Source organism: Microcystis flos-aquae FACHB-1344, assembly GCF_014698375.1.
GTDB classification, from domain to species: Bacteria; Cyanobacteriota; Cyanobacteriia; order Cyanobacteriales; family Microcystaceae; genus Microcystis; species Microcystis aeruginosa.
In genome coordinates this window covers 22940-35516 of sequence record NZ_JACJSW010000223.1, presented here as the reverse complement: position 1 = coordinate 35516, position 12577 = coordinate 22940, and the positions used below count along the sequence as shown (strand labels likewise).

Genomic DNA, 12577 nt, shown 5'->3' with positions numbered 1-12577 from the left:
TAACATCTTGTTTACCAGACTATATTTACCATGGTAAACTATTTAGCTAGAAATGTCAAGCCGTCCTCCGCTACGCTAAAGGACGGGGTTTTAGACCCAAATTTTCGATAAATGATCGCTTTTTCGTCGCCCAGACGGGGACGAATCCCGGTAGAAGTCCCATCCGGGGCGATAACAATGCCTTTGGGCGACCATTTGCCCGTATCGTATTGCCGCCGGATCACTCCTTTGTAGTCCCCTTCTCCCGTGGCATACATTCCCGCATTTTCTCCGGCTGCGATCATGGCCAGGGTTTCAAAGTCGTGGGAAAGTTCTCGCGCGTAGGGATCGAAGAGGACTTTATTGGGGTTAAAACGATGGCCAAAATCGTCCACATCTGCCCGAAAACCGGCGTTACTGTGGCCTCTTTGCCATTTTTGATCAAATTGCCAATTGGGACCCCAACAGCGAAAAGCGTAGTAACTGCCCTGGGCAATACTGGCGATTTTTGCCCGCCACATATCATCATTTGGGTTTTTTGTCAACCAGTAATCATACTTAGCGTTTTCTCCCGTCGGGCGCTCGTAGATTTCCAGAAGAATCTGACTGGCATTTTTAGAATAGACGGCAAAGGTGACACTATCGCCCCGATAATGGGCCCCGAGGGGATAGGTGGCATCGGCCCAGAGATGGCTATCTAGGGGGGCATAATTACCAGATTGGGGATGATTTTGACCGATCGCTGGTAACATAAATTGGCGGGGTAATATCGCCTTTGATGATAGACATTTTTTGCTCAAAGAAATAAGAAAAAAATCTAAAGCTTGCTCCCCAAAAAAAACGGCTATGCAATTCCTAGTAACTGCTATAGTAATTATCTTAGAGAATCCTCAAGAGAATTATATTCTTCGGAGCAGTAGTCAACCATTTGACGCAGAGATAAATTTTCGGCTTGTCAACAACCATTTTCTCGATGCAAGTCCCATTCAAGATAGGCTAATCTTTCTTTAATGGCTCGATTTTCTGCCGTCAGTAAACTAATTTGGTTAACTAAATCACTGACTAATTCATCTAGATGGTGTGGATTGCTATGGTAATTGTGCATAATTTTCCTCTCTAAAGCCAGAATTGACAATCATCTTCTAATAAACTAGGACAAATTCCTTGTAAGCGTCGATAAGCAATAGCATCCGCTCCATACAAAGGGATAGGTAAACGGGGTTCTTTGAGAGAACCATAGTGAAGCAAAGTTAATTTTAAGGTAGTGTCAACTAACTGTTTTAAATTTACTTGCTCTCCTAATTCATGAACTTTTAAGCGTAAGGGACGAGGAACACCTATTTGTTCAGAAACTTGGGACGTTATCAGGATAACTTCCCGCTTTGATAAAGCAAAAGCTAATCCTTTTGAGGGAGCATCTATCTGTTTTTGCTTAAAATTATAAAGTCTAGGAATGCCAGTTTTATAGCATTCTACGAGAATAAATTTAGACTTAATTGCTCTCGCTCTTGCCAGTAAATTGTCAACCTCCTTTCCTTGAAATTTACCATCTCTATAAATGAGAACTGTCTGATTTTTTAGTTCAGCTTGCGGTAAAAAATTTTCCAGCATACGTTGAGGAATTTCTTCTCCCTCGGTTAAACTATCTTCTACCCGACAGCGAACAAATTCTCCCTGTTTTCCATATAGTCGCACACTTGCACAAACATTGAGACTACCCGGAAGATTTTTTTTAGGAATCCTTCCCACATCTAAACCAATAAAATAATCGGCAATTTCTAGAGGTTCAGCAAGGACATAGGGTAAATTTCCTAATTTGGCTAGGATCCCTGGGACAACTTGATTGAGAATATTATTATATTGACCCTTATTATTTAAAGTTTTCTCATAAATCATTTGAGTCATAACTCCACGATCCAAAAACTTTTTTTTAATCCACGAATATAAACTTCCTTCTTCAGTATTATCCGCATTGCGATCCTCTTGAGGAAGAAATACTAAAGCAATATCTACAGGAATTTCTCCTCGAATTAATTGATCAACTGCTTCTTCCAGTCTGGCTCTTTTTTCAAATCCTACACCTTCAACAGAGAAATTTATTTGATTCTCTGGTGGCAAAATAGTCTCAAATTTATAAAGTTTTAATCGCTTTTCTAATTGTTCTCTAAAATCTCCTACTTTAAAACTATCTGGTTTAAGAATAGCTAAACGAATTTTACGAGCAGGATCCTCATATTCTCGATGACGTTTATATACACCACCCTTTGATAATCCTTTGAGAGTTTCTCTTTTTTCTCCCCTTTCTCCCTTACCAAATAAGATGGGAGTTTGCTCAAGAGAAATAGAAGGAGTCCAAAAGACTTCGGGGTATTCTTGGCTGTTAATACTTCTTTCTCTTAACTGAAAACCAAAGTTATTTAAAGTCTTTTGGGCTTCCTGTTTATACAACTTTAATAGTTTTTGTCGTTTATCATAGGAAATTTTTGTTTCCTTTAATAACTCTCCGTAATTGACTTGAAATAAACTCTCATCCTTATCTGTCATACAGGGTTTTAAAGCTGCTAATGGATAAATATACTCCTGGGGATTTTTGCCAAATTGTACCGCCACCACTGGTTGATCCCGATGAGCTTCTTCTAATTTTCTTCGACTAATTGAACCCGTGGCTTTTTTTAATAAATCCTCTCTTTTTTCCCCAATTGTAACCGCTATTTTAATAATTTTAGCTGTCCCATTAGTTTCTATAGTTTTAACCTTTAAACCTACTAATAATTTAGCATCATCTTGTCTATAGGGGTGATTTTCATAAAATTGTTCTAAATCTCCACTATAGACAATACAACTTTCAACAGTTAAACAAATAGCTGGATCGGTGTCATTGATGATTTCTGCCCAAAAATTAACTTCTCTCCTTACCTGTACTTGGTTTTCACTTATCTGACTATCTTTGGGAAAAACTATTGGATAGGAAAATTTACCAAATATTTTCAGAATTCTAACTGCTAATTGTGCTGTAACTAAAGCTGTTATCTGCAAGTCTTTTAGCCAATGAATAGAATAATAGTGATCGCCAATATCTTCTCGTAAAACCTCTTGAATATCTGATAAAGCTTCTTTCCACTGTTGTGGAGAGGGAAGAGATTTTTCATCTTTAGCTAATACCCAAAAACAATTATCTTCAAAAATAACCACCACATCGGGAAACTTATGACTGAATTGCCAACTAAAACGATTACCTATTTTTCTAGTAACTTGATGATTAAGCTTAAAACAATTCAAACAATTATTCCTGAGAGTTAAGGAACTAATTTCACTCAAAAAAAGCGGGGAATTGGCTGTGTTAGCTACTGTGTAATTCATGATCTAAACCTCCTTATTTGCATAATCACAAATCGATGTAAAAGGACAATAACGACAGGCATAGCCACTTTGGGGCGGGAAAAGATGATAAAAATCTTCGGGGTGATTTTTATATTTTTGTAGTTGTTGCTGATGTTTTTTGGCCAGGAAAGCTAGTTCGATTTTAACTGCTTCCATTGCCTCGGAAGACAGGGAGATGTTTTCTGAGCTTGTTTGGGTTTCTAAATTGTAAAAAGAAGCGACAATTTTTTCCTGAGGATAAAGGTAACTAGCCGCCAGTAAATAAACATGAGCCTGACGACGATCAAAATTAGATTGACCAGTTTTGAAATCTAAAATATGTATGGTGTCATCGGCTTCTCTAAAAATACAATCAAAGGCAGCGGACAAATTAAACCGATAGTTACCTTGCTCGATAACAATAGGTTCTGGATAACCTTCATCACCTCTAGGTAAATCAATAATCTGTTTATTCAATAAAATTGGTTGTTGATAGTAATTGTTTAAAATTACTAAAACCCTGGCTTGAATTTCTGGCGATTCTTGATTTAATTGCAGGATTTCTGCGACTTGTTCCACCCCATCAGGACTCGATAATCTCCCTGGCTCTTGATGAAACTCAAAAACTCCCCGTTGTGCCAACTTACCAATTTTTTGCGGTTGATTATCTTGTGATAGTAATCTTTGGACTTCTGGTTCTTTGTTTCGCGCTTTTTCAAACCCCCGTTTTGTCTGACAATGGCGATTCTCATAGCCAATCGCCGGTTTTAGCGATCGCCAAAGACTATAGCTCATCGGAGGATACCAAGGCTTTTTGGGAAACTGGCAGGACACGATTTTTCCCCTCAGTCAGGAAAATGCTAGGATGATACGGCAGTGTTTGCTCTTGTATTGACTAAAATAATCAACGCCAATGAACTAACTCTAGCTTATGTTGACTTAAATAGTCAACCCTTGATATAATTTTTTTTGAGCGATTGAGAGAAAAGCAGTGTCAGAAACATTTGGACAGGTTATCCGCAAAGCTCGTCGAGAGGAGGAATATAGTCAGAGAGAACTAGCTAAGTTGATTGGGGTGGACTACACCTATCTATCGAAGCTAGAAAATGATCATGCAGGTTATCCTCCTAGTCAGCAGGTGATTGAGTCCTTAGCGACTCATTTAAAATTAAATGCTCAAACCTTAGGGGAATTGGCAGGACGAATTAGTTCAGATGATCAAAAAGTCTTTAAAGAATTAGTTCAAAAATACCAACAAATGCCGATTTTATTGCGTCGCATGAAAGACAATCCCAATTTTGCCAAAAAAATTATTTCTGAGGCGACAAAATTAGATGAGCAGGAGTAGATATCTTGGATATTATTAAACCCTATAGTTTTATTCCCAAAGCAGTGATTGAAACTCAGGCAGACGATATTCTGAAGAAAGTAAAAGCTCATCGTCGTCGTCCCTTAAAAAATTGCGATATTGCGGAAGCGACGGCCGATCATTTTGATTTGGCTATTGAATGGACGGATATAAAGCCAGATAAAGAGGGAGAAATCGCCGCAATGATTATTCCCACAGAAAAGAAAATTATTCTCAATGAAGATGTAAAATTCTTAAAAGATTCCCAAAATTCATCCCTGGCAAAAGAAGGTTTTAAAAATTCGAGTTTAGCCCATGAAATTGGTCATTTTGTCCTTCATATTAATCAAACAGCCGTCTCTAATTTTTTGGATCGAATCAATCAGGGAGATTCCTTAGAGACAATTCAACCTTTTCTGTGTCGGACAGTTGATTCTAGCCAAAGAATTGAATGGCAAGCACAATATTTTGTCAGTTGTTTACTAATGGCGATGAGTGAGTTAGAGAAAGCCATCAAGGGACGTGACTTGACTAAATGGGGACATCTGTATGCGATCGCCGACGAGTTGGGAGTAACTATTACTAATCTTAGAAGTCGTTTAGAGAGTCTCCATTGGATTAAAGTCGATAAAAAAGTAATTTATCGGGGCAGTAATTTTCCGAAGAAATAGCTTCAATGTTCCGAGGGAGATTTTGCCCATCTCGATCAACTTATTTACTCATAATTTCGGCGGGTTGTGAGTTAGGAATCGGTTCAAAGTTGTGGTCGTCAGCGAGATATTCGGGATAGGTGGAGAATTGGGGTAGTATTTCCAGGGTAAAAGCCTCGGCCGCTTTTGAGCGATAACGATTCGGGTTAATAATTACCGACAAAGTGCGACGTACTTCCACATCTTTAATTCGGGTAGCGTGGATAACTCCCATTTGTAGTTCTTTTTCGATCGCTGTCACCGAGACAAAAGCCGCCCCCAAACCGGATTGTACGGCATTTTTAATTGCCTCGATCGAGTTAAGTTCCATCTCCACTTTTAAGCGTTTGGTATCGATCTCGCAACGAGTTAAAACCTTGTCGATGACTTTGCGAATCGTCGATTGGGAATCGAGGGTGATAAATTTTAGTCGATATAAATCCTCTTTTTGAATCATTTCTACCTTAGACAGAGGATGAAAAATCGGCAGGACTAAAGCCAGTTCATCTTCTGCGTAGGGGATAATCCGCAGGGTTTCTTGTAATTCGGCGGGAACTTCCCCCCCGATAATGGCTAAATCCACTTGACCGTTAGCAACGCTCCAAGAGGTGCGACGGGTGGAATGAACTTGTAGCTGTACGGATACTTCTGGGTATTTTTGCCGAAAAAGCCCGATCATGCGGGGAAGAAGATAGGTTCCCGTGGTTTGGGAAGCGCCGACGATCAGGGTTCCCCCTTGCAGATTTTGTAGATCTTCGATCGCCCGACAGGTTTCTTGACAGAGAGTGATAATTTTTTCGCCGTAGCTTAAGAGTAGGTGTCCCGCTTCCGTTAATTGGGCTTTCCGACCGCCCCGGTCAAATAACGGCACATTTAGCTGTTTTTCGAGGTTTTGTACCTGAAGACTGACCGCCGGTTGAGATACATACAGGGTATCTGCCGCCCGTTTAAAGCTTCCTTCGGCAGCGATCGCTTTGAGAATTCTCAGTTGGTCTAGGGTGAAAGGAATGTCGGTCATAGAAAGCCTCAAAAACAGCGACGGGAGAAGGGGAGGACAATAGCGACAAATCTTAAGCCAGTGCCGATAAATACACTGAATTGACAGTACCACACCACGGGGATCAATGCTTCAGGTAGTTCCAGTTATCGGTGATCAGTTACCGGTTATCAGTTATCAGGAGTTAGGAGTTAGGAGACTCCGAGTCAGGAGACAGGGTGATGGGGTGGTCACTGCGTGCGCGTTGCGGGGGGGTTTTGGGGTGTTAGGGTTTTAGGGTTTTAGTTGAAATTCCCCCACTTCCCCACTTCCCCACTTCCCCACTTCCCCACCCCTGACGGATTACTGATCACTGTTTACTGATCACTGAAAAAGGCTGACCCAGCAATTATCGGGTTGACTTTTGTGTACCACTTAATCGTTATTAACCAAGAATCTTAATGATATTTTAAGATTTTTTAAAAAACCGCCCCTAGCCGAGATGAACGTATATCCTAGAGGGGAGCGAGTATAGATTCCTATTCCCGTTCGATCGCCCCCTAATTCTCTGGAGATCAGCACCCATGCTTACTTTGCTCCGTTCCCTGCTATTTTCCACCCTATTAAGTTTTGTTGCCCCCGTCCTCTTGGTGGGTTCTATTTTAACGGCTTTATTGGCCACCAGTCACGTCCCCGGCTTTACTTGGGTTTCTCGGACCGGTTTTAGCCAAATCCTGCAATTTTTAACCATTTTCGGCGGCGGTTATCCCCTACAAGGCCTGTTAACCATCGCTGTCACCTTTGCTTTTGTTGGCAGTTTATTCGATTTATTTAACTTTTACGTCTATCAAACCAATCGCGGACAGTAACAGGTAAAGGGTGATAGGGACTGTCTAGAATGGGAATGAGGTTTTTATGGGATCGAATCGTCTATGCGCCCTATTTTCTGCCGTTTTTGGCTATTAACAATAATTTCTCTGCTGCTCACCCTGAGTATCGGGATTGTCAATCCCCAACCCAGTTTCGGGCGCTCGTGGATGGATTTACTTTTTCGCGGTGTGCAGGTTATTCAACTCACCACTATTTCTCCTCAGCAGGAAGTCGTCCTCGGTAGGCAGATTAATCAAGGTTTATTAGAATCAGGTAAGATAAAACTGGCCAAAGATGCCGGAATTAACCAATATGTCCAAGAAATCGGCCAGCGATTAGCGGCAACTAGCGATCGCCCTGACCTTCCCTACACTTTTCAAGTGGTGCGCGACAATAGCATTAACGCCTTCGCTACTATGGGCGGATTTGTCTATTTACACACGGGATTGATTAAAACTGCTGATAATGAGGCAGAATTAGCCAGCGTCATTGCCCATGAAATCGGCCATATCGTCGGTCGTCATTCTATCACCCAATTACGCAATACTGCCCTCGCCCGAGGACTTCTCAGCGCGGCGGGATTAGACACAAAAACTTGGGTAGAATTGGCAGTCAATCTCGCCTATAATCTGCCCAATAGTCGCAAGGATGAATTAGAAGCGGACCGACTGGGTTTAAACAATCTAGCTGAGGCTGGTTATGCAGCCAAGGCGATGATCTCCTTGATGGGAAAATTAGCACAACAGGGGGGTTCTACCCCGACAATTCTCAGCACCCATCCTGCTACAAGTGATCGCATTTTGGCACTACAAAAACAGCTTAATTCGGTTAATAACAAGCAGAATCAAGGTTTAGACGAGGATTATTACCAATTGCAGATTCGTTCTCTCCGCTAATCAGACAATTTCCTGAACAGATAAAAACTCGGCCACCGCTTGATTAAAACTTTCAGGTTCCCCTAAAAATGCCCAATGATTACCCGGTATCTTTTTAATCTCTAGAGAAGTTAAATACTTTTTATAAGATTGAATTTGCCAAGCAGTGCGATTTAATCCCTGTTGGGGAAGGATTAATAAACTGGGAATATCTAAAGTTTTAGTTAATCCGGCAAACCCCATGACATCCTCAAAAATTTCCCCGCGTGCCGATAAAGTGAATTTACCGCTCCAACTGCCATCAGCTTTTTGTTCAATGGCATTTTTAAACACCTCTTGCTGTAGATTTGACCAACCTTTATATTGTTTTAATTGACGAGCGATCGCCTCTATGCTCTGATAACTATCAAAGGAGCGAGTAATCTTTAAAAAGGGCAAAACTTGATAGAGAATTGGAAAAGTTATCCTAATCCAACTAGGCATTTTATCGATAAAAAAGGGATCGACTAAAATTAAACTCTTAAATACTTCCGGCTGTTGAGTTGCCCAAATTGCCGCTATTTTAGCACTCCAAGAATGACCTAAAATATGTGCTTGCGTCCAACCTAAATGATTAATTAAAGCCCTTAAATCGCCGATATAATCCTGAAAGTGATAACCGGTTGCCGGTTTACCGCTTTCCCCATGTCCCCGCAAATCTGGGGCAATAACTTGATAATTTGAGCTTAAATAATCGCCCAAGCTTGACCAAACCAAAGCATGATCCGCCATGCCGTGCAATAATAATAGAGGCATACCTCGATCGCTCCATTGTAAATAGGAAATTTCCATCGAGTTATTGGTAAAAGTCTGGCGTTGTGGCATAAATTCTCGACTGATTTTTACTCTATAATTTACCTATCACTTAATAAAACTTCATACAATGGCACTACAATCTCCGATCACTGGGACTAGCTTAGAGCAATTGTCTTGGACATGGCAAGGTCACACCATCCCCTACACTGTGCGGGGAGAAGGACAACCCGTAGTATTAATTCACGGTTTTGGGGCATCTATCGGTCATTGGCGCAAAAATATCCCCGTTTTAGCGGAAAATGGCTATCAAGTCTATGCCCTAGATCTTTTGGGATTTGGGGGTACAGATAAGCCCGCTTTAGATTATAGTCTCGACCTTTGGCTGCGGCAAATACAAGACTTTTGGCGAGAAAAAATGGCAAAACCGGCGGTATTTATCGGTAATTCCATCGGGGGACTGATTACCTTAATGCTGATGGCAGAATCTCCCGAAATCACTGCTGGAGGAGTAATTATTAACTGTGCCGGAGGATTAAACCATCGTCCCGAAGAATTAAATTTGCCGCTGCGTTTAATCATGGCTGCCTTTACCGGTTTAGTTAGTTCTCCCGTGACAGGAAAGTTTATTTTTGAACAGGTAAGGCAGAAAAATCGCATCCGGAAGACCTTAAAACAGGTTTATCGGGATCATACCGCGATTACCGAGGAATTAGTCGAAATTCTCTATCAACCCTCCTGTGATGCGGGTGCGTGGGGAGTGTTTGCATCGGTGTTGACAGCACCCCCCGGACCATCGACCCAGGAATTATTACCGCAAATCGATCGCCCTTTATTGGTACTCTGGGGAGAGGATGACCCTTGGACACCGATCGCTGGTTCGGTAATTTACCAAGAAAGAGCTAAAATGGGAAATAATACCCAATTTTATCCGATTGCCAAAGCCGGTCACTGTCCCCACGATGAACATCCCGAAAAAGTTAATCAATTAATTTTGAGTTGGCTGTCGGAAATGGGGATTTAGTCAGTTATCGAAGATTTTAGCGATTAATAGTTACTGGAGAAATCTGCCAATCGGGGCGAAGATTTTTCGCCCCTTGCAGATAGACGTGCTGCATTTCGCTTTGCAGTTTGGGAGTATTAACGTGGAGAATTACCCGAATACACTTTTCCAGACTACCAGCGACGTGCATCTGTTGCACATCGAGGAGGGGGACATTTTGCCAATGGGGACGTTCGCGAGCGATAGCAGCGGGGAAAATCGCGTCTAAATCCTGAGTTGCCGTAAAGATAATACTAACAATATCATCGGGATCGAGACTATTGTGGATTTCGATCGCTTCGAGGAGTTCTGTCACTGCTTCTCGTATAGCTTCAATAGTATTAGCTGTTACTGTTGTTGCTCCCCGAATGGCTCGAATCTTCCACTGCACGATTGTCATCCTCCGCTAATCCTGATGAGTCAATTTTAGGGGTTAATGCGCCCTTTTTCTCGACTTTAATCTAGCCATCAGGGTCGGTATAACCACAATAGTTGTCCGTTAACTTCCAATTCAAATTCTAGACGCTCTAGGGTTTTTTGTAATCCTAGGGGTATTTGGGAACGATTGCCCGTCAGACGACTGAGGAGGGGTTTCGGTTCTTCGATAGTCTGACATTTAGTTTTATCTGGGGGTAATCCTGCCAATTCTAGCGCCCAAAGTCGGGCATCTTCCTCGGTTCCCAAGCGATCGACCACTTCTAATTCTAAAGCCTGTTGACCAGTAAAAATGCGCCCATCGGCAAAACTTTTCACCTGATTGACATCTAAATTTCTCGCTCCGGCGACGGTTTGCAGAAATTGCTGATAACTGGTATCGATCATATCCTGGAGAATTCTTTCTTCTTCATCAGTTAATTCTCGATCGAAGGAGAGAATATCTTTATAAGGGCCAGATTTAATCACTTTAAACGAAACTCCCACCTTATCCAACAATCTTTCCAGATTGTTCCCTCTGAGGATAACACCGATCGAGCCAGTAATCGTGCCGGGGTTAGCCATAATATAATTGGCCCCCATACCGATATAAACGCCGCCAGAGGCGGAAATATTGCCAAAACTAGCGATTATTTTCGTGTTTTTTTGTAACCGCTTCAATGCTTCATAAATTTCTTGGGAATCCCCCACGGTTCCCCCGGGGGAGTCAATTCGGAGAAGTAGGGCGGGATATTGCCTTTCTTTGACGATTTCTAGGGCTTTTAAGACTCTTTTGCGGGTATCGGAGGCAATTGCACCTGTAATTTCTATTCGAGCGATTTGTTTGCGGGTTTTCGGTTTAAAAGGCCAGACCATCAGGGTTAAATATCTCTAAAAAAAGGACTCTTTCTAATCTAACGCTTTGATCGTTCCAGGTTAAGCAGACATTATATTTCAGAATTTCAGACTAAAATGTCTGGTTAGGTGTATAATAGCATTAAGTGGCCAGAGTTAAGGTAGGCGAGGTGAGCATTTGGGCAAGAGAGCGGGGAAGTGGGAAGTGGGAAGTAGGAAGTGGGGAGCGGGTTTTTCAAGTTCGATTGGAAGTTAATCATACTATTAAAAACAGATTTGGTATTAGAGTTTTTTCTTACTTTGTAATCAAGAAAATGGTCTAAATTTTCAGGTTAAATAGCCCGCCAATGCCCAAAGATCTAGTAGGAAAAAAAAGCCAATCCTCGACCACGTTTTAGCGAATCGTTCTGCGCTCCTGATTAAAGGGGAGGCAAAGGTCTGTACCGGGGAGAATTAATCATGTTAAATAAGCCAGAAATTACTGTGATAATTGAGGATTAAGAAAGTGATAATTTCTGGCAAGATTCTAAATCTGTGCAGATTCTTTGCTTAGGGGATTTAAAGAATATTGATTCCCTGAAAAACATCTTTATTTGTACTTCTTTGACCGGTTTAAAGTCCGTGGCAGATATGGCCAGAACCGCTAATGATAAACATCATCTGCGAGGCCTTTTTATTCGAGAAGACATTGATGCTATCTGGTTGCCGCAACTATTTAAACGGGCTAATTTACGCACGCTGCGAAATACCCTAGTTGCTCAAGATTTTACTTGACGGACAAGGGTGATTAATGCTTGGAGTTGGGGAGCGCAAGAGCATTTAATCGCCACAGCTTTAGTTATCAGTCGCTGTGATTTCGAGGAGCTAGAAATTCCCTTGGCATCTATGCCAGCTTGACAGCGTATTCCTCTAGAAGAAAGAGAGAAGTTGATTATAGCAGAAGATGGCAGTTATATTCATTGGCTGGCGGTGGATATTCATCTTGATATAGCGGCTTTTTTAAGTGTAATTGAACCAGCAGCAAAACAAAAGTTTGCAGCGATTAAATTAAAACATGATCATATTTTTGGTCAAGCGATTGCATCTTTACGCAAACAGCATCAACTGCGACAATCAGATATTATAGGAGTATAGGCGGTTAGAATGCGTCTTAGCTTAGACGGCAAATGTTTGCAGAAGCGAACGTGCTTGAGGTGTGGCAAGAGGAGCTAGAAGCTGATAGGCAAATGGTCATTCCCAGCGATTACCGACCTGAACAAGGAAATTACAGATTTTTTCAAGCTAGGATTAAAGATTTTGTATCGAAAAATACAAAACCGGCCAAAGTGACTGTTTAGGATGGATTTTTTGAGAAGCTTAAGAACTGATCCATACATC

General features: G+C 41.5%; 15 protein-coding genes and 1 pseudogene. 8 read left to right on the top strand and 8 right to left on the bottom strand.

All coding sequences use genetic code 11. From position 1 onward, the window contains the following. Positions 1–62: 62 nt before the first annotated feature. The 4 genes and pseudogenes from H6G48_RS24235 to H6G48_RS24220 all read right to left on the bottom strand — a co-directional run. Positions 63–731: pseudogene (locus H6G48_RS24235) on the bottom strand (glycogen debranching protein); the annotation flags it as partial. 203 nt (positions 732–934) lie between these two features. Further along, the gene (locus H6G48_RS24230) at positions 935–1084 is read right to left on the bottom strand and encodes a hypothetical protein (protein ID WP_190723663.1); all 150 of its coding nucleotides are present in this window, start codon (positions 1082–1084) and stop codon (positions 935–937) included. Positions 1085–1095: 11 nt separating this feature from the next. Beyond that, on the bottom strand, positions 1096–3339 hold the full coding sequence (locus H6G48_RS24225; RefSeq protein WP_190723662.1) for a Piwi domain-containing protein: 2244 nt from the start codon (positions 3337–3339) through the stop codon (positions 1096–1098). Between the two features lie 3 nt (positions 3340–3342). After that, a complete protein-coding gene (locus tag H6G48_RS24220) occupies positions 3343–4134 on the bottom strand; it encodes a PD-(D/E)XK nuclease family protein (protein ID WP_190723664.1) in 792 nt (263 codons plus the stop codon). Positions 4135–4330: 196 nt separating this feature from the next. Between H6G48_RS24220 and H6G48_RS24215 the strand changes: the two genes are divergently transcribed. Then, positions 4331–4687 (top strand): helix-turn-helix domain-containing protein, encoded by a 357-nt coding sequence (locus H6G48_RS24215; RefSeq protein ID WP_045357746.1) that lies wholly within the window; start codon positions 4331–4333, stop codon positions 4685–4687. 5 nt (positions 4688–4692) lie between these two features. Continuing rightward, complete coding sequence (locus H6G48_RS24210) at positions 4693–5358, top strand: ImmA/IrrE family metallo-endopeptidase (RefSeq protein WP_190723661.1); 666 nt, start codon at positions 4693–4695, stop codon at positions 5356–5358. Positions 5359–5398: 40 nt separating this feature from the next. On the opposite strand, the gene H6G48_RS24205 is transcribed toward H6G48_RS24210, so the two are convergent. Continuing rightward, entirely contained in the window at positions 5399–6394 is a 996-nt protein-coding gene (locus H6G48_RS24205; protein WP_190723659.1) for a LysR family transcriptional regulator, read from the bottom strand. A gap of 542 nt (positions 6395–6936) precedes the next feature. Between H6G48_RS24205 and H6G48_RS24200 the strand changes: the two genes are divergently transcribed. Continuing rightward, on the top strand, positions 6937–7221 hold the full coding sequence (locus H6G48_RS24200; protein ID WP_190723658.1) for a hypothetical protein: 285 nt from the start codon (positions 6937–6939) through the stop codon (positions 7219–7221). Between the two features lie 63 nt (positions 7222–7284). Then, positions 7285–8118 carry a M48 family metallopeptidase gene (locus H6G48_RS24195; protein WP_190723656.1) on the top strand — a complete coding sequence of 278 codons (834 nt, stop codon included), beginning with the start codon at positions 7285–7287 and terminating at the stop codon, positions 8116–8118. Here the strand turns inward: H6G48_RS24195 and H6G48_RS24190 are convergent, their stop codons facing one another. Next, the gene (locus tag H6G48_RS24190) at positions 8119–8961 is read right to left on the bottom strand and encodes an alpha/beta fold hydrolase (protein ID WP_002798344.1); all 843 of its coding nucleotides are present in this window, start codon (positions 8959–8961) and stop codon (positions 8119–8121) included. A 58-nt stretch (positions 8962–9019) separates the two neighbouring features. On the opposite strand from H6G48_RS24190, the gene H6G48_RS24185 reads away from it, so the two are divergent. Continuing rightward, a complete protein-coding gene (locus tag H6G48_RS24185) occupies positions 9020–9913 on the top strand; it encodes an alpha/beta fold hydrolase (RefSeq protein ID WP_190723654.1) in 894 nt (297 codons plus the stop codon). A 16-nt stretch (positions 9914–9929) separates the two neighbouring features. Here H6G48_RS24185 and aroH read toward each other — a convergent pair whose 3' ends face one another. Both aroH and sppA read right to left on the bottom strand, forming a co-directional pair. Further along, complete coding sequence (aroH, locus tag H6G48_RS24180) at positions 9930–10331, bottom strand: chorismate mutase (protein ID WP_190723652.1); 402 nt, start codon at positions 10329–10331, stop codon at positions 9930–9932. 68 nt (positions 10332–10399) lie between these two features. Beyond that, the gene (gene sppA / locus H6G48_RS24175) at positions 10400–11221 is read right to left on the bottom strand and encodes a signal peptide peptidase SppA (RefSeq protein WP_190723650.1); all 822 of its coding nucleotides are present in this window, start codon (positions 11219–11221) and stop codon (positions 10400–10402) included. A gap of 513 nt (positions 11222–11734) precedes the next feature. On the opposite strand from sppA, the gene H6G48_RS24170 reads away from it, so the two are divergent. The 3 genes from H6G48_RS24170 (at position 11735) to H6G48_RS24160 (ending at position 12537) form a co-directional block, all read left to right on the top strand. Beyond that, the gene (locus H6G48_RS24170; protein WP_190723649.1) at positions 11735–11974 is read left to right on the top strand and encodes a hypothetical protein; all 240 of its coding nucleotides are present in this window, start codon (positions 11735–11737) and stop codon (positions 11972–11974) included. A 153-nt stretch (positions 11975–12127) separates the two neighbouring features. Beyond that, on the top strand, positions 12128–12334 hold the full coding sequence (locus H6G48_RS24165) for a hypothetical protein (RefSeq protein WP_190723648.1): 207 nt from the start codon (positions 12128–12130) through the stop codon (positions 12332–12334). A gap of 32 nt (positions 12335–12366) precedes the next feature. After that, a complete protein-coding gene (locus H6G48_RS24160; RefSeq protein ID WP_155120276.1) occupies positions 12367–12537 on the top strand; it encodes a hypothetical protein in 171 nt (56 codons plus the stop codon). The last annotated feature ends 40 nt before the right edge of the window (positions 12538–12577 follow it).

What these genes read in the sequence shown, in the direction of transcription:
- H6G48_RS24230 (WP_190723663.1), bottom strand. Translation starts at nt 1,084, where the DNA reads ATGCACAATTACCATAGCAATCCACACCATCTAGATGAATTAGTCAGT.
- H6G48_RS24225 (WP_190723662.1), bottom strand. Translation starts at nt 3,339, where the DNA reads ATGAATTACACAGTAGCTAACACAGCCAATTCCCCGCTTTTTTTGAGT.
- H6G48_RS24220 (WP_190723664.1), bottom strand. Translation starts at nt 4,134, where the DNA reads ATGAGCTATAGTCTTTGGCGATCGCTAAAACCGGCGATTGGCTATGAG.
- H6G48_RS24205 (WP_190723659.1), bottom strand. Translation starts at nt 6,394, where the DNA reads ATGACCGACATTCCTTTCACCCTAGACCAACTGAGAATTCTCAAAGCG.
- H6G48_RS24200 (WP_190723658.1), top strand. Translation starts at nt 6,937, where the DNA reads ATGCTTACTTTGCTCCGTTCCCTGCTATTTTCCACCCTATTAAGTTTT.
- H6G48_RS24195 (WP_190723656.1), top strand. Translation starts at nt 7,285, where the DNA reads ATGCGCCCTATTTTCTGCCGTTTTTGGCTATTAACAATAATTTCTCTG.
- H6G48_RS24190 (WP_002798344.1), bottom strand. Translation starts at nt 8,961, where the DNA reads ATGCCACAACGCCAGACTTTTACCAATAACTCGATGGAAATTTCCTAT.
- H6G48_RS24185 (WP_190723654.1), top strand. Translation starts at nt 9,020, where the DNA reads ATGGCACTACAATCTCCGATCACTGGGACTAGCTTAGAGCAATTGTCT.
- aroH (WP_190723652.1), bottom strand. Translation starts at nt 10,331, where the DNA reads ATGACAATCGTGCAGTGGAAGATTCGAGCCATTCGGGGAGCAACAACA.
- sppA (WP_190723650.1), bottom strand. Translation starts at nt 11,221, where the DNA reads ATGGTCTGGCCTTTTAAACCGAAAACCCGCAAACAAATCGCTCGAATA.
- H6G48_RS24160 (WP_155120276.1), top strand. Translation starts at nt 12,367, where the DNA reads ATGTTTGCAGAAGCGAACGTGCTTGAGGTGTGGCAAGAGGAGCTAGAA.